The 20,972-nt window shown below is 71.0% G+C and carries 21 protein-coding genes; 5 read left to right on the top strand and 16 right to left on the bottom strand.

The features are described 5' to 3' along the window. Positions 1 to 54 precede the first annotated feature (54 nt). The 3 genes from RGI145_RS11470 to RGI145_RS11460 all read left to right on the top strand — a co-directional run bounded on the left by RGI145_RS11470 (position 55) and on the right by RGI145_RS11460 (position 4,040). Positions 55 to 2,817 (top strand): ATP-dependent DNA helicase, encoded by a 2,763-nt coding sequence (locus RGI145_RS11470; protein ID WP_075798438.1) that lies wholly within the window; start codon positions 55 to 57, stop codon positions 2,815 to 2,817. Positions 2,818 to 2,936: 119 nt separating this feature from the next. Next, a complete protein-coding gene (locus RGI145_RS11465) occupies positions 2,937 to 3,380 on the top strand; it encodes a tellurite resistance TerB family protein (protein WP_083670622.1) in 444 nt (147 codons plus the stop codon). A gap of 111 nt (positions 3,381 to 3,491) precedes the next feature. Then, positions 3,492 to 4,040, top strand: coding sequence for a hypothetical protein (locus tag RGI145_RS11460; protein ID WP_075798437.1), 549 nt, complete (start codon positions 3,492 to 3,494; stop codon positions 4,038 to 4,040). A gap of 6 nt (positions 4,041 to 4,046) precedes the next feature. Here the strand turns inward: RGI145_RS11460 and RGI145_RS11455 are convergent, their stop codons facing one another. The 4 genes from RGI145_RS11455 to groES all read right to left on the bottom strand — a co-directional run bounded on the left by RGI145_RS11455 (position 4,047) and on the right by groES (position 7,870). Further along, on the bottom strand, positions 4,047 to 5,489 hold the full coding sequence (locus RGI145_RS11455) for a DUF1835 domain-containing protein (protein ID WP_237183048.1): 1,443 nt from the start codon (positions 5,487 to 5,489) through the stop codon (positions 4,047 to 4,049). Between the two features lie 93 nt (positions 5,490 to 5,582). Beyond that, a complete protein-coding gene (locus RGI145_RS11450) occupies positions 5,583 to 5,810 on the bottom strand; it encodes a cold-shock protein (RefSeq protein WP_075798435.1) in 228 nt (75 codons plus the stop codon). A gap of 80 nt (positions 5,811 to 5,890) precedes the next feature. After that, positions 5,891 to 7,528, bottom strand: coding sequence for a chaperonin GroEL (gene groL, locus RGI145_RS11445; protein WP_075798434.1), 1,638 nt, complete (start codon positions 7,526 to 7,528; stop codon positions 5,891 to 5,893). A 54-nt stretch (positions 7,529 to 7,582) separates the two neighbouring features. Then, complete coding sequence (gene groES / locus RGI145_RS11440; protein WP_019460690.1) at positions 7,583 to 7,870, bottom strand: co-chaperone GroES; 288 nt, start codon at positions 7,868 to 7,870, stop codon at positions 7,583 to 7,585. Between the two features lie 262 nt (positions 7,871 to 8,132). Here groES and RGI145_RS11435 point away from each other — a divergent pair, with 262 nt between their 5' ends. Beyond that, positions 8,133 to 8,408 (top strand): usg protein, encoded by a 276-nt coding sequence (locus RGI145_RS11435; RefSeq protein ID WP_027280434.1) that lies wholly within the window; start codon positions 8,133 to 8,135, stop codon positions 8,406 to 8,408. Here RGI145_RS11435 and RGI145_RS25980 read toward each other — a convergent pair. From RGI145_RS25980 to RGI145_RS11405, 6 genes are all read right to left on the bottom strand, one after another. After that, complete coding sequence (locus RGI145_RS25980) at positions 8,395 to 9,468, bottom strand: glycoside hydrolase family 15 protein (RefSeq protein ID WP_075798433.1); 1,074 nt, start codon at positions 9,466 to 9,468, stop codon at positions 8,395 to 8,397. The two genes, RGI145_RS11435 and RGI145_RS25980, sit on opposite strands and share 14 nt — an antisense overlap. Next, positions 9,449 to 10,327: a glycoside hydrolase family 15 protein gene (locus RGI145_RS25975; RefSeq protein WP_075798432.1), complete on the bottom strand. Its 879-nt coding sequence runs from the start codon at positions 10,325 to 10,327 to the stop codon at positions 9,449 to 9,451. The genes RGI145_RS25980 and RGI145_RS25975 overlap by 20 nt, the downstream gene beginning before the upstream one ends. A 10-nt stretch (positions 10,328 to 10,337) precedes the next feature. After that, positions 10,338 to 11,369, bottom strand: a complete 1,032-nt coding sequence (locus RGI145_RS11420) for an SDR family oxidoreductase (RefSeq protein ID WP_075798431.1) — start codon at positions 11,367 to 11,369, stop codon at positions 10,338 to 10,340. Positions 11,370 to 11,511: 142 nt separating this feature from the next. After that, the gene (locus RGI145_RS11415) at positions 11,512 to 12,444 is read right to left on the bottom strand and encodes an AEC family transporter (protein ID WP_075798430.1); all 933 of its coding nucleotides are present in this window, start codon (positions 12,442 to 12,444) and stop codon (positions 11,512 to 11,514) included. Positions 12,445 to 12,503: 59 nt separating this feature from the next. After that, on the bottom strand, positions 12,504 to 13,190 hold the full coding sequence (gene gmk / locus RGI145_RS11410) for a guanylate kinase (RefSeq protein WP_156878497.1): 687 nt from the start codon (positions 13,188 to 13,190) through the stop codon (positions 12,504 to 12,506). Positions 13,191 to 13,217: 27 nt separating this feature from the next. Then, the gene (locus tag RGI145_RS11405; RefSeq protein WP_075800003.1) at positions 13,218 to 14,111 is read right to left on the bottom strand and encodes a YicC/YloC family endoribonuclease; all 894 of its coding nucleotides are present in this window, start codon (positions 14,109 to 14,111) and stop codon (positions 13,218 to 13,220) included. Positions 14,112 to 14,266: 155 nt separating this feature from the next. Here RGI145_RS11405 and RGI145_RS11400 point away from each other — a divergent pair, with 155 nt between their 5' ends. After that, on the top strand, positions 14,267 to 15,049 hold the full coding sequence (locus RGI145_RS11400) for an SDR family NAD(P)-dependent oxidoreductase (RefSeq protein ID WP_075798429.1): 783 nt from the start codon (positions 14,267 to 14,269) through the stop codon (positions 15,047 to 15,049). Here RGI145_RS11400 and RGI145_RS11395 read toward each other — a convergent pair. From RGI145_RS11395 to fabD, 6 genes are all read right to left on the bottom strand, one after another. Continuing rightward, entirely contained in the window at positions 15,018 to 15,803 is a 786-nt protein-coding gene (locus tag RGI145_RS11395) for a TerC family protein (protein ID WP_075798428.1), read from the bottom strand. The genes RGI145_RS11400 and RGI145_RS11395 overlap by 32 nt on opposite strands. Positions 15,804 to 15,900: 97 nt before the next feature. Continuing rightward, entirely contained in the window at positions 15,901 to 16,905 is a 1,005-nt protein-coding gene (gene mltG / locus RGI145_RS11390) for an endolytic transglycosylase MltG (RefSeq protein ID WP_083670620.1), read from the bottom strand. A gap of 230 nt (positions 16,906 to 17,135) precedes the next feature. Then, the gene (fabF, locus tag RGI145_RS11385) at positions 17,136 to 18,374 is read right to left on the bottom strand and encodes a beta-ketoacyl-ACP synthase II (protein ID WP_051417835.1); all 1,239 of its coding nucleotides are present in this window, start codon (positions 18,372 to 18,374) and stop codon (positions 17,136 to 17,138) included. A gap of 74 nt (positions 18,375 to 18,448) precedes the next feature. Further along, the gene (locus tag RGI145_RS11380) at positions 18,449 to 18,688 is read right to left on the bottom strand and encodes an acyl carrier protein (protein ID WP_019463379.1); all 240 of its coding nucleotides are present in this window, start codon (positions 18,686 to 18,688) and stop codon (positions 18,449 to 18,451) included. Between the two features lie 325 nt (positions 18,689 to 19,013). Further along, positions 19,014 to 19,751: a 3-oxoacyl-[acyl-carrier-protein] reductase gene (gene fabG, locus RGI145_RS11375; RefSeq protein ID WP_075798426.1), complete on the bottom strand. Its 738-nt coding sequence runs from the start codon at positions 19,749 to 19,751 to the stop codon at positions 19,014 to 19,016. 242 nt (positions 19,752 to 19,993) lie between these two features. Beyond that, positions 19,994 to 20,953: an ACP S-malonyltransferase gene (fabD, locus tag RGI145_RS11370; protein ID WP_075798425.1), complete on the bottom strand. Its 960-nt coding sequence runs from the start codon at positions 20,951 to 20,953 to the stop codon at positions 19,994 to 19,996. Positions 20,954 to 20,972: the final 19 nt, after the last annotated feature.

Raw genomic sequence — 20,972 nt, 5'->3', positions numbered from 1 at the left:
GCACGAGACGCCGCCGCCGGGCCCTGCTAGGATCAAAGGGTGAACTCCTCCCGCATGGGCGTGCCTCGCCTCCTGCTGCCTGAGGCACCGGCCCTGGTTGCGGGCCTCGGCCACGCCACGATCCTGACCCCGGATGGCGAGCTGGACATGGTCTCCGCCGCCGACCTGCCCCGGCGCTTGGCCGACCTGCCGCCGCCGCTGCTGGTCCATGCCCCGGCCACGGCGCGCCGCCTCGGCCTGCCGCCCTTCCCCGTGGCCTATGACCTGCTGGAGCTCTTCGCCTTCGCCCTGCCGTCCCAGCCCGCCGCGCCGACGCCGCGCGGCCTCGCCATGGCGCTGGGGCAGGAGATGCCGGTGGACGACGAATCCGCCGTCATCCTGCTGCCGGAACTGGCCACGCTGATCCTCCGTCGCCTCTCCGCCGCGCGGAACGTGCCGCTGAACCGCGACGCCGCCATCCTCGCCGCCCGGCTGCGGGAGGGGATGGACTGGCCCTGGGCCGATTCCGTGATGGCGGCGCTGGGCAAGGAGGATGCGCGCCCCTCCTCCGACCCGCTGAAGGTCTGGCGCCGCCTGCCGGACTGGGAGGACAGCGCCCCGCCCACGCCCCCCGGCTCGCTGCCTGTCTCCGCCGCCGAGGCCCGCACCCGCCTCGCCGAGATCCTCGGCCCGGATGCCGAGCAGCGCCCCGCCCAGGCGGATTTCGCCTCGGCCGCCGCCCTGGCCTTCGCGGCGCGGGAGATGCCCGGCGCCCCGCATGTCGTTCTGGCCGAGGCCGGCACCGGCACGGGCAAGACGCTGGGCTATATCGCCCCGGCCTCGCTCTGGGCGGAGCGCAACGGCGCCCCGGTCTGGATCTCCACCTACACCCGCAACCTGCAGCGCCAGATCGACGGGGAACTCGCCCGCCTCTACCCCGACCCGGAGGAGCGCAAGCGCCAGGTCGTGATCCGCAAGGGGCGCGAGAACTATCTCTGCCTGCTGAACCTGGAGGAAGCCACGGCGGGCCTGATGCCTTCCCGCCTCCTGGCCATCGCCCTGGTCTCGCGCTGGGCGCTGGCGACGCGGGACGGCGACATGCAGGGCGGCGACTTCCCTGGCTGGATCGCCGAGCTCTTCCCCTTCGGCGCCGTGGCCAACCTCACCGACCGACGCGGCGAATGCATCCATTCCGGCTGTCCGCACTGGCGCCGCTGCTTCGTGGAGCACTCCATCCGCCGCGCCGCCGGGGCGAAGCTGGTGGTGGCCAACCACGCTTTGGTCATGGTCCAGGCCGCGCTGGGCGGCGGCGAGGACGGTCCCGCCGTGCGCTATGTCTTCGACGAGGGCCACCATGTCTTCGACGCCGCCGATGCCGCCTTCTCCGCCGAGATCTCCGGCGCCGAGATGTCCGAGCTGCGCCGCTGGCTCCTGGGCGCCGAAGGGGGCAGGGGCCGCGCCCGCGGCCTGCGCCGGCGGCTGGAGGAGGTGCTTTCCGACCATCCCGCCCTCTCGCCCCTGGTCGATGCCGCACTGGAGGCCGGCACGGTGCTGCCCGCCCCCGGCTGGCCCAACCGCCTGCATGACGGTGCGCCGCGCAACGCCGGGGAACGCTTCATGGCCGAGGTCCGCCGGCAGGTCCTGGCCCGCACTGCCGAGGCCGACCCGCTCTATGACGCCGAATGCGACCTGCACCCGCTCAATCCCGGCCTGCCCGAGGCCGGGGCGGAACTCCTGGCCGGCCTCGAACGCCTCCTCGCCCCGCTGCGCGGGCTGCACGAGCGCCTGACCGCGCTGCTGGAAGACCCGGAGGCGGAGCTGGAGGTGGGCGACCGCATCCGCCTCGACACCGCCCGCCGCAACCTCGACCGCCGCGCCGTGGTGCCGCTGGTTGCCTGGGGCGGCATGCTCCGCCGCCTCTCCATCCCGGCGCCCGAGCCCGGCGCCCGGCCGGTGCATGTGGACTGGCTCGCCATCACCCGGCGGGAGGGGCGAGAGGTCGATGCGGCCATGCACCGCCACCACCTCGACCCCACCGAGCCCTTCGCCCTGGCGGTCGCCGCCCCGGCGCACGGGCTGCTGATCACCTCCGCGACGCTGCGCGACGTGGTGCTGGCCGGTGATGGCCAGCCCGACCCCGAGGCCGCCTGGGAGGCCGCCGAAGCCCGCACCGGCGCCTCGCACCTGCCCCTGCCGGCTGTGCGGGCCGCCGTGCCCTCCACCTTCGACTACTGTGCCCAGACTCTGTCGCTGGTGGTGACCGATATCGGCCGCGACACCGGCCAGCAGGCCGCCGCGATGGAGGCCCTGTTCCGCGCCTCGGGCGGCGGCGCGCTGGGCCTCTTCACCGCCATCCGCCGCCTGCGCAACACCTATGACCGCATCGCGCCCGGGCTGGAAAAGGCGGGCATCCCGCTTTACGCCCAGCATGTGGACGCGATGGATAACTCCACCCTGGTCGATGTCTTCCGCGCCGAGGAGGATTCCTGCCTGCTCGGCACCGACGCCCTGCGCGACGGTGTGGACGTCCCCGGACGCTCCCTGCGCCTTCTGGTCTTCGACCGCGTGCCCTGGCCGCGCCCCACCATCCTGCACCGAGAGCGCCGCCTGCACCTGTCCGGCGGCCGGCCGAAGGAATGGGACGATGCCGTCGCCCGCCACCGCTTGCGCCAGGCCTTTGGCCGCCTCGTCCGCCGCGCCGATGACCGGGGCGTCTTCGTGCTGCTCGACTCGCGGGCGCCCTCGCGCCTCCTCGCGGGCCTGCCGGACGGCGTCGTGACCCACCGCGTCGGCCTGGCCGAAGCCACCCGCCGGACCCGCGAATTCCTGGTAGGATGAGGCCCGGAAGAGGTGCCGGCCACGGCTTTCCGCATGGCTCGCGACCCCTTGATGCGGCTGGCATTGACGGGACGTGCCTCAGGCTGCGAGACGATCCGGCTATAGGAGCCTCAACGGACATGCCCCTCGACATGAGTTCATTCCAGGCAACCCCCGTCCGTCTCTCGGCCCAGGAGGCCCTGGTCGGCGCCATGGTGGTGATGAGCGCCTGCGACGGCCACATGACCGACGCCGAACTCGCCACCATGTCGCGCCTGGTCAAGGAACTGCCGGTCTTCAGCGACTTCCACGTCAGCGGCATCGAGACCGTCACCGAGATCGTGCTGAACCTGCTCGGTGACACGGATGGGCTGGACGAGGTGGTCGCGCTGATCCGCGACGCCCTGCCGCAGCGCCTGCGCGAGACCGCCTATCTCCTCGCCTGCGAGATCGTCGCCGCCGATGGCGACGCCACCCAGGACGAGTTGCGCTTCCTGCAGGACTTCCGCATCGGCCTGGACATCGACCGCCTCGTGGCCGGCGCCATCGAGCGCGCCGCCAAGGCCCGCTACCAGGTCATCTGACCCCCCCCGCCCCGCGGATACCCATAGGCGGGGCGCCGGAATGCCGGTTCCCCGCAACGGTTGCCTGGCAAAGGACGTTTGCCTTCCGTCCAAGCGCGGGAGAGCAGAACCATGAGCGAGTCATCCGCCACGCCGGCCCAGCCCACGATCCTGGCCAGCTTCCGCGACAAGGAGGCGGTCGAGGCAGCCCTCTCCTATCTGGAGGGCGAGGCCATCCCCCGTGCCCAGATCTCCGTGCGCCATGCCGATCCCGCGCCGCCGCCGACGCCGGCTGAGGCCCCATCGCCCGCTCCACAGAGCGAGACCATGCCCGAGGACAGCGGCGACGAGCCGCTGCGCGAGGACGAGCACCGCAACCTCCGCACCATGCGCAACAGCATGGCCGCCGCCGCGGCCGGTCTGGCGGCGGCGGGCGTGGTCGTGGCCACCGGGGGCGCCGCCGCCCCGGCGGTCGGCGCGGCCATCGCAGCCGGGGCAGGGGCGGGCGGACTCAGCGAGCTGGCCTCCCAGGCCAGCGGCACGGAAGGCACCGCCACCACCGAGCATGCCGAAGCCATCGTCGTGGTGAAGCCCGCCAACGTGGATCAGGCGGAACGCGCCCGCAGCATCCTGAACCGGGCCGCCGCCCTCAGGGTCTGGGAGGAAGCCCCTTCCGCCTGAGGCAGCTCACGCAGTCCCGGAGAGCCGGTCTTCCATGAGCCTGACGGAAGACGAGCAGTCATCCCACCGCCAGACGGCTTCGGCCCCCCCGATCGGCACACCACCGACCCACCGGGCCGGGGGCGCCAGCGACATCCAGTCCACGCCCCTGGCCAGCACGGCGCGCCCCAATGGCGTGATGGCAAGTTGCTCCTGGGGCCATCCTTCCTTGCCATCGCGGAAACTGCCGAGGAAGACCGGTTGCCTCACGCGGCGCATTCGCTCCACCGTGTCGTGGATCATTAGGTCCGTCATCCAGGGCAGTGGTTCCCGCTCCAGCATCAGCCGCTCGAACACCTGGCCTACCGACTGCGGTTCCTCCGCCAGAAGTTGCAGGATCAGCCTCTCCGTCAAGCTCAGCCCATCCTCGACCCAGGGCAGTTCCCGGCAGTGCCGCAGCACCGCCCGGCCGAGTTGCGGAATGCCCGCAGTCCCCGCCCTGCCCAGATCGGCCAGCCTCCCCGGCGCCGGCTGACGCAAGGCGTCCCAAACCATCCGTCCCGAATGCAGGGCCTCCTCGGGAACGGAGACGCGCTTCTCCCACAACAGACGTAGCGCCTCCGGTGGCAACTGGCCCAACCCGATGAAGCGCGCCGCGCCCGGGTAACGGGCAGGGGAAACCAGTTCCAGGCATGCCGGCGCCGCTCCGGCGAAATGCGCGAGGCAGCGCGCCAGGATCAACTGGTCGTAGGTGTCGTGTTCGAACCAGAGCACGATCCGCTGGTAGCGTACCGGCGCATCAGCCAACGCCTCCTCCGCCTGTCGCAATTTTGTTGTGATATCATTCCGGTTCATGCCGGTGCCTGCACCGTAGGAGCGCGCCAGGAACTCCGCCCGCTGCTCCAGCCAGTCCGGTCCGGGCAGGACCGGCCCCTGGCAGAAGGGATCGGAGTATTCCAGGAAGTCTCCGGCGAAGCCGGCCTCCCACAGTGCCGGTCCGATATCGCTGCCGCAGCGGAAGTGTAGAGTCGGCATGTCGCGGTCCGGCGCATCGCCGCCGCGCCGGATGCTCGCCCAACTGCGCTCCATGGCCTCGATATGTGCTTTCAGCCGGGGCCAGCTCGGCAAGCCGAGTTCTCGCGCGATGACAAGCTGTGCCTCGCTCAGCCGCGTCATCGCGGCGGCGCCATCCGCCACGGCACTTGGGTGGTGCAGGCGGAAACGTTGCCATGCCCCGGCCTCACCGCCCCGCAACTGCCGCAGCAGCTCCCTGGCGCGCTTTCGCTGCTGTTCAAGGTTCAGCCGGAATGGCATCGCGGGGCGCGGACCGCCGGACGCAGGCGTGGAGACCGATGGATCGGACAAGGGAGGCCCCTTCCTCAAGCCTGTGTCCGCCAGCCAGGCAGGAAAGGGTGAAAAAGACGTGACGCCACCTTCTGCGAGCGTGGGCGCAGCCCTTTCCGCGGACACGGAGGCTCCGATCAAGCCCGGGAGCAAGGAAACCAGAGCCCCAGAGACCGGTCAAGAACACCACTGCCGCGATGGGGCAGCGGCGAACCGAGGCTAGCGTTCCGCCTGGTCCAACATCAGGCCGATCGCGACTGCCCCCCGACGGCCATCGCGGTCCTCCACAACGAAGGACAGGCGTTGCCCCTTCTCCAGCTCATCCAGCGCGGCCGCCCGCAGCGCCGTGGCATGCACCATCACATCCGGCCCGCCGTCATCGGCCTGGATGAAGCCATAGCCCTTGGCCGGTTGATACCAGATCACTCGCCCCGTCAGCCTTTCCACTGTCGGTCCTCCCTGCCCGCAAAAGGAAAAGGGGCGGCCCTTGCGGACCGCCCCCTTCCCGAACCCCGATCCGGTAAGGATCAGAAGTCCATGTCACCCATGCCGCCCGGAGGACCGCCCGCGGGGGCCTTCTTCTCAGGCTTCTCGGCGATCATCGCCTCGGTGGTGATCAGCAGCGCGGCCACGGAAGCGGCGTCCTGCAGCGCGGTGCGCACGACCTTGGTCGGGTCCACGATGCCGGCGGCGATCAGCTGCTTGTACTCGCCGGTCTGCGCGTCATAGCCGTAGTCGTAGCTGTCGGTCTTGCGCAGCACGTCGCCCGCGACCACCGCGCCGTCCTGGCCGGCATTCTCGGCGATCTGACGCAGCGGCACCTGGATCGCGCGGCGCACGATCTCGACGCCCACGCGCTGGTCGTCGTTGTCCACCGTCACGTTCGCCAGCTTGGCGGTCGCACGGGCCAGGGCAACACCGCCGCCCGGCACGATGCCTTCCTCGACCGCGGCGCGGGTCGCATGCAGCGCGTCATCGACGCGGTCCTTGCGCTCCTTCACCTCGACCTCGGTGGAACCACCGACGCGGATCACGGCCACGCCGCCCGCCAGCTTCGCCAGGCGCTCCTGCAGCTTCTCGCGGTCGTAGTCCGAGGTGGTCTCCTCGATCTGCGCCTTGATCTGCTCCACGCGGCCCTGGATGTCCTCCTTGGAGCCGGCGCCGTCGACGATCGTGGTGTTCTCCTTCTCGATGCGGACCGTCTTGGCCTTACCGAGCATGTCGAGCGTCACGTTCTCGAGCTTGATGCCGAGATCCTCGGACACGACCTGACCGCCGGTCAGGATCGCGATGTCCTCGAGCATCGCCTTGCGGCGATCGCCGAAGCCCGGGGCCTTCACGGCGGCGATCTTCAGGCCACCGCGCAGCTTGTTGACGACCAGGGTGGCCAGGGCCTCGCCCTCGACATCCTCGGCCACGATGATCAGCGGACGGCCGGACTGCACCACGGCCTCCAGCAGCGGCAGCATCGGCTGCAGCTGGGACAGCTTCTTCTCGTGGATCAGGATGTAGGGGTTATCCAGCTCCGCGATCATCTTCTCCGCATTCGTGATGAAATACGGGGAGACATAGCCACGGTCGAACTGCATGCCCTCGACGACGTCGAGCTCGGTCTGGATGCCCTTGGCTTCCTCGACCGTGATCACGCCCTCGTTGCCGACCTTCTCCATCGCCTGGGCGATCATCTCGCCGATCTCGGACTCGCCGTTGGCGGACAGCGTGCCGACCTGGGCGACCTCGGCAGAGGTGGTGATCTTGCGCGAGTTGGACTTCAGGTCCTCGACGACGATCGCCACGGCCTTGTCGATGCCGCGCTTCAGGTCCATCGGGTTCAGGCCGGCGGCCACGGACTTCGCGCCCTCGCGGACGATCGCCTGCGCCAGCACGGTCGCGGTGGTGGTGCCGTCACCGGCCAGGTCGTTCTGCTTGGAAGCGACCTCGCGCACCATCTGCGCGCCCATGTTCTCGAACTTGTCGGCCAGCTCGATTTCCTTGGCGACCGTCACACCGTCCTTGGTGATGCGGGGCGCGCCGAAGGACTTGTCGATCACGACGTTGCGGCCCTTGGGGCCCAGCGTGACCTTCACGGCATCGGCGAGAATGTCGACGCCGCGCAGCATGCGGTCGCGGGCGTTCTGGCCGAACTTGACGTCTTTAGCAGCCATCTTGCTCTACCTCTGTATCTGAATGGGGAAGGGAAGCGACGAAGGCGTGCGGCGTCAGCCGATCACACCCATGATGTCGGACTCCTTCATGATCAGGAGATCCTCACCGTTCAGCTTCACCTCGGTGCCCGACCACTTGCCGAACAGGATGCGGTCGCCGGCCTTGACGTCGAGAGGGCGGACCTCACCCTTGTCGCTCACCGTGCCGGTGCCGACGGAGACGATCTCGCCTTCCTGCGGCTTCTCCTTGGCGGTGTCGGGGATGATGATGCCGCCAGCGCTCTTCTCGTCAGCCGTGACGCGGCGAACGAGGACGCGGTCGTGCAGAGGGCGGAAGTTCATCAGGAACGCTCCTAAGCCTTTGGAAACCGTGGTCTCGGATTCATAAGCTCCGCCGGGATACGGGCGCTGTTAGCACTCGCCCCCGCCGAGTGCCAGCGATCTAGGGCCGCACCCCACCCGCCGTCAAGGTGTTCGGCAGCAATTCCGGCGAATGAGTGCTAATCGATTGATAAGAGCGGATTTTTTCTTGATCCCGCCAGCACCTTCCATGGCAGGATGATGACAGCCGCGATCAGCCGCGGCCTGAGGAGAGATGCTTCGCATGATCCTGCGAGAGATCGGGAACCTCGTGCGCTTCCCGGAACCCCGCGTCACCACCGCCGAGCTGCTCTATCGCCTGCCCGATCATCCCGCCGTGCTGCAGAGCTTCGTCTGGCAGAAACTCGACCACGCCCCCGGCTTCCCGGAACTGCACCGCTTCATCGACTTCTGGCAGCGGGAGATCGAGGGGCCGCTGCATTCGGTGCGCGTCGCCTCGGCGGCGCTCTGGCGTCCCGCCGAGTTCCGCTATGTCGATGGCCAGTTCACTCTGCACTAGCCGCCTTGCGGCGGGCCCGGGCGGGTCGCATCCCCCCGGGCGGCTCCGACCTGTCCGCGGAACTACTCCTGGCACCGGGCGCCAGCGGCGATGAGCGGCCCGCCTTGCCGCCATCGCCGGCGCCCCGGCCGCCATCGGGCTGCCCGTTCAGCGTATAGGCCGTGTTGACCAGGGCGATGTGGGAGAAGGCCTGGGGGAAGTTGCCGATCAGGCGACGTGCCTTCGGGTCGTACTCCTCCGACAGCAGGCCGACATCGTTGCGCAGGTCCAGCAGCCGCTCGAACAGCTCCAGCGCCTCGCGCCGGCGCCCGGTCCGGTCATAGGCATTGGCCAGCCAGAAGGAGCAGGCGAGGAAGACCCCTTCGTCACCGGGCAATCCGTCCCGCGTTTCCTGGGTGGCGTAGCGCAGCAGGAATCCATCCCGCAGCAGCCGCTTCTCCACCGCCGCGATGGTGCCGAGCACGCGCGGGTCGTCATAGGGCAGGAATCCCACCGCCGGCAGCAGCAACAGGTTCGCATCCAGGTCCCCCGAACCATAGGCGCGGGTGAAGCTGCCCAGTTCCGTGTCGAAGCCCCGCCGGCAAACATCCTCGTGGATCTTTTGCCGCAGCGCCTGCCACCGCTTCAGCGGGCCGCGCAGGCCGAAGCGCTCGATGCTGCGCACCGCCCGGTCCACCGCCGCCCAGGCCGCGACCTTGGAAAAGGTGAACTGCTCCGGCCCGCTGCGGACCTCCCACATGCCCTCGTCCGGCTGCTTCCAGACCTTCGCCAGATGATCGGTCAGCGCACGCTGCAGCGACCAGGCCTGCCGGTCGAAGGGCATCCCGTGCCGCTGCGCCAGGTAGAGCGTGCTCGCCACCTCGCCGAAGACATCGAGCTGCAACTGCCGGTAGGCCGCGTTGCCCAGGCGCACCGGCCGCGAATCCTCATAGCCCGGCAGCCAGTCCGCCTCGCATTCGGTCAGGCGGCGCTCGCCCGCCAGCCCGTACATGATCTGGATCTGGTCCGGGCTCCCCGCCACGGCACGGACCAGATCCAGATCATGTACGGGCTGCGGCATCCTCCACATAGCCGGCGCGGAGCAGCGCCATCAGCGTCAGGGTCGAATCGCGCAGCCAGCAGAAGCGGTAGTCCCAGTTCCGCGACCCCCCCAGCTTCTCCGGCAGGGAGGTGGTGGGCGCCGCCACGATGCCGCCCGTGGGGCGGTAGGTGAGGGCCTTCAGCGTCACCACGGAACGGCGCACCGCCTCCGTCCAAGGACCGGCCTCGGCGCAACGGCTGGCCCATTGCCGCCAGCCGGTCTCCGTCTCGGCCAGCCGCTCCTCCGCGACCTGGGGCGGCGGGGCGGGCAGATGCGAGGCGCCATAGGAGAGCACGAAGGGAATGCTCTCCCCCGCCTTCACCACGAAGCGAGAGACGCTGCGCATGTCCTCGCCGCGCACCGGCACGCCGGCCCGCATCACCACGAGGTCCGGCCCCGCCACCGCCCGGATGCCCGTGCCGTCCGGCAGCCGCGACACCCAGGGAATGACGCGCCCGTTGTCGAAGCGCAGCACCAGCTCCCCCCGCATGGCGACCTCGCCGCGCAGCCCGGTGACGACCCGCACCAGGTTCGAGACGCCGTCGTCGCGCACGTTCATGAAGTCAGTGAGGCGGACGGCGCCACTGCCGGTGCGGAACTCCGTGTCAAGCACCAGCGTGCCGTCGCGATAGGCACGCCGGATGCGGGGCCGCTCGCCGCCCTCCCAGTCCGGTGCGATCCGCCAGCGCCCATGCTCCGGCGTGCCGAGCAGCGCGGCGAAGACCGCATCGGAATCGAAGCGCGGCCAGCAGAGCCAATCGATCGACCCGTCGTGCCCCACCAGCGCCGCCGTCGCCAGATCGCCGATCAGCGCGTAGTCCTCGATCCTTCCGGGCATGATGGCGCGGTCAGGTCCCGATCCGGTGCCGTGCTCCGGATCGCCGCCCCGCCATCCAGGCCAGCGCCGGCAAGGCGAGGACTGCCCCCCCGATCACCGCCCGCAGCAGGGTGGGCTCGATCGCATGCACCCGGCTGGATGCACGGCTGCTGAAGCGCCCCCGGGTCCGGTGCGGCCCAGCCACCGGCCGGAACAGGTTGTCCTGCCGGCCGGCTGGCAGGGCCTCGCCGGTCAACTGGCTGGAATAGCCTTGCCGCGCCAGGATGCGGTCCGCCAGCCCGGGCACCGCCATGCCGCCGAGGATCGCCTTCAGGGTCGGCCAGCCCAGCCACACCTCCCGCTTCGGCTGCACCGCCGCGGCGAAGATCGCCTCGCCGACGGCCTCCGGCTGGTGGATCGGCGGCACCGGCTGGGCACGCTCGCCCATGCGGTTGCGCGCCCATTCGAACTGCGGCGTGTTGACCGCCGGAAGCTGCACCATGGTCAGGCGGATGCGGCTGCGGTCGTGCAGCAACTCGACGCGCAGGGAATCCATGAATCCCCGCACCGCGAACTTGGCCGCGCAATAGGCGGATTGCAGCGGGATGGCGCGATAGGAGAGCGCGGAGCCGACCGCCACGATCACACCCTGGTCGCGCTGCCGCATCTGGCGCAGCGCCGCCATGGTCCCATGCACCTGGCCAAGATAGGTGACCTCGGTGACGCGGCGGAACTCCTCCGGCGACATCGCCGCGACGGGAGACATCACCGTCACCATCGCGTTGTTCACCCAGACGTCGATGCCGCCGAAGCTGCGGGCCACGCGCTCCGCCGCCTCCTCCACCGCCGCCGCGTCCGCCACGTCGAGCGGCAGCGTGATCACCCGCCGCGCGCCCGCCATCGCCACCTCGCGCCGGGCATCCTCCAGCCCCTCGGCCTCCCGCGCGATCAGGGCGATGTTCCAGCCGCGCCGGGCGAAGGCCAGGGCCGTCGCCCGCCCCACGCCCGCCGAAGCCCCCGTGATCACCACGCTCAGCGCGCCCGTCACCATCTCCCGCGCCATCGCGCCCCCCTTTCCATGCCGCCACCCGAGGGCCGCAAACTCACGGCCTGCGAACACATGGCCGGGTTCCGGGGTTGCGGGCCCGCCGCTGCACAGTCGCGGCATGATCCCGGCCGCAATGGGTGGGGGCGGGGCGGGGGCCTCAGTGCGGGTGGAACAGCGCGATCAGGACGCTCAGCGTGACCACCGACAGGGCCGAGGCCAGCAGCACCGTGGCGCCGGAACGGTCCATGCCGGTGGCATAGCGGCGCGCCAGGATGAAGGCCGTGGCCCCGGTCGGCATGGCGGCCGCCACCACCGCCACGGCGGTGCCGAGCGGCGGCAGCCGGAAGAACAGCGCCGCCCCCCAGACCGCCAGCGGCAGCACCAGCAACTTGATGGCCACACCCAGCACCGCGTCAGGCCAGTCGCGCCGCAGATTGAAGCTGGTGAGGCTCGCCCCCAGGCAGAACAGGGCCACCGGTGAGCCCGCCTGTCCCAGCAGGTGCAGCAGCCGCCGGATCATGTCGGGCGGCGGCGGCAGGAAGATCGACCACAGCCCGCCCAGCGCCACCGCCAGCAGCATCGGGTTCTGCAGCAGCGAGGTCAGGGTGGAGCGCAGGATCGCGAAGGGCGAGGCCTTCGCGTTCATCCCGATCTCCGCGATCACCGTGGCGATGGGCAGGATCAGGATGGAGTGGAAGGCCAGGATCGCCAGCAGGTTCCGCAGCCCTTCCGGCCCGAAGGCCGAGAGGATCAGCGGGATGCCCACCATCGACAGGTTGCCGAAGCTGGCATCCAGCGCCACCAGCCCGGCCTCCTGCAGCCGCAGCCCGCGCAGCCGCCGCGCCAGCACCACGGCCAGTGCATAGACGGGCAGGCAGGCGGTGAAATAGGCGATCGAGACGGCCAGGGTCGGCCCCAGCCCGCCGGAGGTCGAAGCCCCTTCGAAGAGCAGGGCCGGCAGGGCGAGCATGAAGACGAAGTCGTTCAGCCCGCGCACGCCCTCGGCGGAGATCCGGTTGGTCAGCCGGGCCAGGTAGCCGAGGAGGATGGTGATGAAGACCGGACCGATGATCGAGAGAACAACTGTCATCGCGCCCGTGGCATCCTCATCGTCACCGCTCCATCCATCCTGGCCCTGTTCGCCCCGGCCTATTCCGCCTTAGCAGGATCCGGGCCGCCGGCTGGGCCACCAACTGCGTCACCAACTGGGCCGCCAAGCTCGGCCACGAAATCGCCAAGCCAGGGGTTGCGCGCCCGCCGCGTCCGCGCCGCCGCCAGGATGCCGCGCACCACCGCCAGCGTGTCGGCGAAGTGGTCGTTCACCAGCACATGGTCGAAATCGCGCCAGTGCGACGCATCCTCCAGCGCCGCTTCCATGCGCCGGGCAATCTCCGCGTCGCTGTCCTGCCCCCGCCCGCGCAGCCGGCGCTCCAGCTCCGGCAGGCTCGGCGGCAGCAGGAAGACGCCGACCACGTCGTCCGGCAGCGCCGCCCGGATCAGCTTGTGCCCCTGCCAGTCCACGTCGAAGAGCACGTCGCGCCCGGCAGCGAGCGCCTCCAGCACGGGCGCACGCGGCGTGCCGTAGCGGCGGCCATAGACGGTGGCGCTTTCCAGCATCTCGCCGGCTCGCTCCATCGCCTCGAACTGCTCGGGGGTGCGGAAGTGGTAGTGCACGCCCTCCACCTCGCCGGGCCGCGGCGCCCGGGTGGTGGCGCTGATGGAAAGCGACAGCGCCTCTTCCTGCTCCAGCAGGGCGCGGGAGACGGAGGTCTTGCCCGCCCCCGAGGGGGCCACCAGCACCAGGCAGATCCCGCGCCGCAACCGTTTCACCGCCATCCCCGCCTCCCGCGCATCACCCCGGCCTCATTCGACATTGGCGGCCTGCTCGCGCAGCCGCTCCACGGCGGCCTTCAGCTCCAGCGACAGGCGCGTCAGCGCCAGCGAGGCCGACTTCGCCCCCAGCGTGTTCGCCTCGCGCCCGAATTCCTGCGTCAGGAACTCCAGCCGCCGCCCGATCGGCACGGTTTCCCGCAGCAGGGCCCGCGCCGCCTCGACATGGGCGCCGAGCCGGTCCAGCTCCTCCCGGACATCGGAGCGGCTGGCCAGCAGCGCCACCTCGGCGGCCAGCCTGTCCTCCGGCACCCGGCGCTCGCCTTCCAGCAGCTCCGCCAGGGTGGCCATCAGCCGCGCTTTCTGCGCCCCGGGCTGCCGCGCCGCCTCCTCCGCCGCCTGCTCGCGCAGCACGGCGATCTCGTCGAGCAGGGTGGACAGGATGGCATGCAGCTTCCGCCCCTCGGCGCGGCGCGCTTCCCGCAGCCCGTCCAGCGCCGCCTCGAAAGCCATGGCCACCAGGGCCCGCTTCGCCTCGTCGGCGGCCTCGTCCGGCTCGGCGGCCTCGGTCCGCAGCACGCCGGGCAGGGCCAGCAGCGCCTCCGGCCGGGGCGGCGGGGCGCCGGGGATGCGCGCCGCCAGCTCCTGCGCCAGCCGCAGCACCCGCTCCAGCGCCTCCGGGTCGGGGATCAGCCGGAGCGAGCGGTCCTCCCGCTTCACCACCAGCGTGGCGCTGATGTTGCCGCGCCCGAAGCGCTTGGCCGCCTGTTCCCGCAACTGGGCCTCCAACCCCTCGAACCCATTGGGCATGCGCAGGCGCAGGTCGAGCCCGCGCCCGTTCACGCTGCGCACCTCCCAGGCGAGGCTGGCGCCGTCCGGCAGCGTGCCGTCGGTGCGGGCAAAACCGGTCATGGAGTTGATGGACATGGCGCCGTCCATGACGCGCCGCCGCGCCCGGTGCAAGCTTGGCGCCGAGTCCGGGGGCGGGAATCCGCCATGCGGAAAGGGCTGGGCCACAGGGCCTTCAGTCCCTGCCCGGTGGCAGGACGCCCCTCGGAACAATTCGATGGAAGGATCGCGCGATGGGACGGAACGATGCCTGGAACTGGCCGTCCGTGGCACTCACCGGCGCCTCCTCGGGCCTGGGCACCGCCTTCGCCCTGGCGCTGGCCCGGCCCGGGCGGCGCCTGCACCTGGCTGGCCGCGATCCCGCGCGCCTCGCCGCCGTGGCGGATCGCTGTCGCGCCGCGGGCGCCACGGTGACGGAAGCCGCCTTCGACGTGCGCAACGCCGATGCCGCGCGGGGCTGGATCGCCGCCGCCGGGCCGCTGGACCTGGCCATCGCCAATGCGGGCGTCTCGGCGGGGCCAGGGAAGGGGGGCGGCGAGGACGCGGAGGCGGTCGCCCGCATCTTCGCGGTCAACCTCACCGGTGCGCTCAACACCGCCTTGCCGGCGCTGGAGCGGATGCGGGGCCAGCCGCCCGGCCCCGACGGCATCCGGGGGCGCGTGGCGGTGGTGGCCTCCATCGCCGCCTTCGTGGCCTCGCCGGGCGCCCCGGCCTATTGCGCCTCCAAGGCGGCCTTGCAGCGCTGGGCGGAGGCCACCGACGCCACCGCCCGCCATGGTGGTGTCCGGGTGCATGCGCTCTGCCCCGGCTTCATCCGCACGCCCATGACGGCCCGCAACGACTTCCCCATGCCGGGACTGATGACGCCCGAGGAAGCGGCGCGTAGAGCCCTGGATGGCATCGCCCGGGGGCGCGGCCGGATCGCCTATCCCTGGTTCCTTTATGCCGGTGCGCGCCTGGCAGGCGCGCTGCCGGTTCGCTGGCTCAGCGCCGCTCCGGCGAAGGGGCGGGGGTAGCCGTCCCGCCGGCCGGCGGGACATCCGGCGTGACGGCCGGCCCGGCGCTCTTGCCCTGGGCGCGGCGGGCGAAGACGTTCAGCCCCTCCACCGCCGCCGCGAAGGCCATGGCGACATAGACGAAGCCCTTGGGCATGTGGAAATGCAGCCCCTCCGCCACCAGTACCATGCCGATCATCACCAGGAAGGCGAGGGCCAGCATCACCACCGTCGGGTTCTTCTCCATGAAGCGGGAGAGGGCATCCATCGACAGCAGCATCACCGTGACGGAAACCAGGATCGCCACCACGATCACCCACATCACCTGGGTTAGCCCGACGGCAGCCAGGATGCTGTCCACGCTGAAGACCATGTCGATCAGGATGATCTGCGCCACGGTGGTGCCGAAGCTCGCCATGACCTGCCCCGCGGCCTTGGTCTCGGCCTGTGCCTCCGGGTCCACCCGGTGGTGGATCTCGATCACAGCCTTGCCGATCAGGAAGAAGCCGCCGGCCAGCATGATCAGGTCCTTGCCGGAGACCTCCTGCCCCAGCACGCTGAACAGCGGCTGCGTCAGGGTGATCAGCCAGCCCACCCCGGCCAGCATGCCCAGCCGCAGCACCACCGCCAGCCCCAGGCCGATCAGCCGCGCCGGGCGCCGCCGGTCCACCGGCAGCCGGTTCGACAGGATGGCGATGAAGACGAGGTTATCGATCCCGAGGACGATCTCCATGCCCGTGAGGGCGAGGAGGGCGACGATGATCTCCGCATCCATGGAAAGCGCGCATTCCTGTCCGTGTCGGCAGCCTAACGCGGTGTTCCGGGACGGGTTACGGATTATTCATCCGAACCATTCCATCCGGCGGCGCTTTTCAGGGCGCCGTGGTGCCCGGGACCGCAGCGGGGGAGGCGGACGGCGTCCGCGTCAGCGCCCGCCAGCGGGCGACATTGCGGTTGTGCTCCTCCAGGCTGCGGGCGAAGACATGCCCCCCCGTGCCATCCGCGACGAAGTAGAGCGCATCCGTGTCCTCCGGATGCAGCACCGCCTGGATCGATGCGAGGCCCGGCGAGGCGATCGGCGCAGGTGTCAGCCCCCGGTTCCGGTAGGTGTTGAACGGATGGTCCCGCTCCAGATCGGCACGGGTCAGGCCACGGTCCAGCACCCCGCCATCCGCTGCCGCATAGGCCACGGTCGGGTCGGATTGCAGCGGCATGCCCCGGCGCAGGCGGTTGATGAAGACCCCCGCCACCTTGGCCCGTTCCTCCGCCTTGCCGGTCTCCCGCTCCACGATGCTGGCCAGGATCAGCGCCTCGCGCGGCGTGGCCAGGGGCAGGTCCGGCGCCCGCTTCTCCCAGGCTTCCGCCAGGGCCTGCCGCATGGCCCGCTCCGCCCGGCGCAGCAGCCCAGCGCGGTTGTCGCCCCATTGATAGGCATAGGTGTCCGGCAGCACCGCCCCTTCCTCCAGGGCCGGCACATCGCCGGTCATGCCCTCGGCGGCGTTGATCATGGAGGCGATCTGGCTGGCGTTCAGCCCCTCGGGGATGGTGAGGCGGCGCTGCACCGGCCGCGCCTCGCGCAGCACCTGCAGCATTTCCCGCAACGAGCCATGCGCCGGGAAGAGGTACTCCCCGGCTCGCAGCGGCCCTTCCTGCCGCGTGGCCCAGGCGGCCAGGGCGAAGCCACGCTCGTCCCCGATCGCCCCGGCGTCCCGCAGCGTATCCGCGATGGCCTGGGTGCCCCCCGGCGGGATCACGATGGCGCGGTCATCGGCCAGCGGCCCGGGCGCCTGGTAGCGGTTCCAGGCCCACCAGCCCGCACCCCCGCCAAGGAGGGCCAGCACGAGCAGCGACAGCAGGAAAAAACGCAGGAGACGCAAGCGGCAGGCCCAACCTCGTTCCGGGGGAGAGGGAGGCGGTCCGGTTCCCGTGCGGCCGCCCATGAGCGCCGGTCCGGCGCCGATGGGCCGGAAGCTAGTGGAGCGGGGCGGGGAGAAAAAGAGCCGCGCCGGCAAAGATACACGCCGGTAACGCGGCGGTGGCCGGTCCTCGCGGTCCGGCCGCCCGGTCCCTCGCGGAGAGGGGCCGGGCCGTCAGGTTCCGTGGTGCCTCAGGGGGCCCTGCGGAACAGGATCGAGGCGTTGGTGCCGCCGAAGCCGAAGGAGTTCGACAGCGCCACGTCGATCCGCCGCTCCTGCGCCGCGAGCGGCACGCGGTCGATCGCGCTGGGCTTCGAGGGCTCGTGCAGGTTCAGCGTCGGCGGAGCGACATTGTCGCGGATGGCGAGGAGCGAGAAGATCCCCTCCACCGCGCCGGCCGCGCCGAGCAGGTGCCCGATGGCCGACTTGGTGGAGGACATCGCCACCCGGTCCGCCGCGTCGCCCCACATGCGCTCCACCGCCTCCAGCTCCAGGTCGTCGCCCATCGGCGTGCTGGTGCCATGGGCGTTGATGTACTGGATGTCGCCGGGCGTCATCCGTGCCGAGCGCAGGCAGGCCTTCATGGCGCGGTAGGCGCCGTCATGGCCCTCGGCCGGGGCGGTGATGTGATGGGCATCGCCGGACATGCCGTAGCCGATCACCTCGCCATAGATCTTGGCGCCGCGCCGCTTCGCGTGCTCCAGCTCCTCCAGGACCAGGACACCCGCGCCCTCGCCCATGACGAAGCCGTCGCGGTCCTTGTCCCAGGGGCGCGAAGCCTCGGTGGGACGGTCGTTGAAGCCGGTGGAGAGCGCCCGGGCGGCGCAGAAGCCGGCCACGCCGATCTCCGCCACCGCGGCCTCGGTCCCCCCGGCCACCATCACCTCGGCATCGCCCAGCGCGATCAGCCGCGCCGCGTCGCCCAGGGCATGCACGCCCGTGGCGCAGGCGGTCACCGCGCTGTGGTTGGGCCCCTGGAAGCCATAGCGGATCGAGACATGGCCGGAGGCCAGGTTGATCAGCGCGGAGGGGATGAAGAAGGGCGAGATCCGCTTGGCCTTGCCCTGGCTGATCAGCAGCGAGGTCTCGTAGATGGCGGGAAGCCCGCCGATGCCCGAGCCGATCATCACGCCGGTGCCCCAGCGGTCCTCGTCGGTCTGCGGCACCCAGCCGCTGTCCTCGACCGCCTCGGCCGCCGCGACCATCGCCAGATGGATGAAGCGATCCATCTTCTTCTGGTCCTTGACCGGGATCCATTCGTTCAGATCCAGGCCGCCCTCGGCGCGCGTGCCGGCCGGGACCTGGCCGGCGATGCGGGCCGGCAGGTCCTTCGCGTCGAAGGAACTGATCGGGCCGATGCCGCTCTCGCCCGCGAGCAGGCGCTTCCAGACATGTTCCACGCCGAGCCCGAGCGGGCTGGCGATCCCCATGCCGGTGACCACCACCCGCCGGGGCTCATTCAACTGACCGAGCACTGCGCTTCCCCCGGAGAACCCAGACCGCCTCAGGCGGTCTTGTGCTCCTCGATGTACTTGATGGCGTCACCGACGGTGGTGATCTTCTCGGCCGCGTCGTCGGGGATCTCGACGCCGAAAGCCTCCTCGAAGGCCATCACCAGCTCGACGGTGTCGAGGCTGTCGGCGCCCAGGTCGTCGATGAAGGAGGCGCCCTCGTTCACCTTGGACTCCTCGACGCCCAGGTGCTCGACAACGATCTTCTTCACCTTGTCGGCGGTTTCGCTCATGCGCGGCTGCTCTCTCTGTAGGTGGCGGGATGGCACCCGCCTGAATTCCGTGCCGGCCGGAAACCTGTCCCGGAAATGAACCGGGGACAATCGGTGCGGCGCAGGCGGGGGGCCTTATCACGTAAGTTTAGGGTGGCCTAGGGGATAGAAAGCGCCGAACGCCATTCCCCTGCCATCATCCCGGCGCAGCGTGGCAGCCTTGCCCCATCCCGTGCCACTCCGAATCGGGAAAAGGCAGCAGGGCGGACGGGGCGGCCCGCTTTCCGCCGGGGGGCGCCGGCCGGGCGGCGCGGGCGGAGTCCCGCCGCGGCGCCACCCGGGCCGCTCAGATCATCGCCATCCCGCCATTCACATGCAGGGTCTGGCCGGTCACCCAGCCGGCTTCATCGGAGGCCAGATAGGCCACGGCGGCGGCGATGTCCTCGGGCAGGCCCATCTTCTGCATGGGGATGCGGCCCATGATGGCGCCCTTCTGCGCCTCGTTCAGCGCATCGGTCATGGCGGTCTTCACGAAGCCCGGGGCGACCACGTTCACGGTCACGCCGCGGGTGGCAACCTCCTGGGCCAGGGACTTGCTCATGCCGATCAGCCCGGCCTTGGCCGCCGCGTAGTTCGCCTGGCCCGGATTGCCGGTGACGCCGACGATGGAGGCGATGGAGACGATCCGCCCGGCGCGGCGCTTCATCATCCCGCGCAGCGAGGCCCGCGCCAGCCGGAAGGGCGCCGTCAGGTCCACCTCCAGCACGTCCGACCAGTCCTTGTCGCCCATCCGCAGGGCGAGGCCATCGCGGGTCAGCCCGGCGTTGTTCACCAGGATGTCCAGCCCGCCGAGTTCGGCCTCGACCTTCTCCACCAGCGCCGCCGGCGCCTCCGGGTCGGAGAGGTCGGCCGGGATTACCGTCACCCGCTCGCCCAGCGCCTCGGCCAGCGCCGAGAGCTCGCTCTCGCGCCGGCCGGTCAGGGCCACTTCCGCGCCCTGGGCATGCAGCGCCCGCGCGATCGCGGCGCCGATGCCGCCCGTGGCGCCCGTGACCAGCGCCGCCTTTCCGTCCAGTCGGAACATGGTAACCGCTCTCCTCAGTCCGGAACCCGCCGGGCGGGTGATCCGCGTTGTGCCGGCATTCCCGCCGGCCCGCATTCCTGGTGCGCGTCCCGTGGCCCTCCGCCCATGGAAGGGGCGCCGCCATGGCGATGCCGGAACGATGTCGTGCCGGCTCTGTAGCGTCCGGAGACCGCCAGGGCGAGACGGGCTGAACGAGAGACGGGCCGGGGAAGCTGTGGTGGGAAGCCGCGGCGGAAAGGCGCTCAGAGCGCCTTCAGCACCGCCTCGATCTCCGCTGGCGTGCCGCAGGCCATGGCCGTGGCCTCCGGCGCGTTGCGCTTCATCAGCCCGGTCAACACCTTGCCGGCGCCGATCTCGATGAAGCGGTCGCAGCCCATGGCCACCATCGCCGCCACGCTCTCGCGCCAGCGCACCGAGCCGGTGACCTGCTGCACCAGCAGCTCGCGGATCCGCGCCGGGTCCGTCACCTTGGCGGCGGTCACATTGGCCACCACCGGCACGGCGGGGGCGTTCACGGTGGCGCGCTCCAGCGCCTCGCCCATGGCCTCGGCCGCCGGCCCCATCAGGGAGCAGTGGAAGGGTGCGGAGACGGGCAGCAGCATGGCGCGCTTGATCCCCTCGGCCTTGGCGATCTCGATGGCCCGCTCGATGGCGCCCTTGTGGCCGGAAATCACCACCTGTCCGCCGCCATTGTCGTTGGCCATCTCGGCCACCTCGCGCCGGCCCGTTTCCGGCTCCGGGGCCGCGCGCTCGCAGATGGCGCGGGCCTGTTCCGCCTCGGCACCCAGCAGGGCCGCCATGGCGCCGATCCCTGCCGGCACCGCCTTCTGCATCGCATCCCCGCGCAGGCGTAGCAGCCGGGCGGCGGTCGGCACGTCGAAGCTGCCGGCGGCGGCGAGCGCGCTGTACTCGCCGAGCGAATGCCCGGCCACCAGCGCTGCCTTGTCGCGCAGCGCGAAGCCGCCCTCGCTCTCCAGCACCCGCAGGGCGGCCAGCGAGACGGCCATCAGCGCCGGCTGGGCATTGGCGGTCAGCGTCAGCTCCTCGATCGGTCCCTCGAACATCAGGCGCGACAGATTCTGCTTCAGCGTCTCGTCCACCGCCTCGAAGACCTCGCGCGCCGGCGCGAAGGCGGCGGCCAGCTCGCGGCCCATGCCGACGGCCTGGCTGCCCTGTCCCGGAAACACGAAGGCAAGGGCCATGGTTCACGCACCTGTGGTG

Origin of the sequence: Roseomonas gilardii, from assembly GCF_001941945.1 — a bacterium.
Classification (GTDB): domain Bacteria; phylum Pseudomonadota; class Alphaproteobacteria; order Acetobacterales; family Acetobacteraceae; genus Roseomonas.
This window is presented reverse-complemented; position numbering and strand designations above follow the sequence as displayed.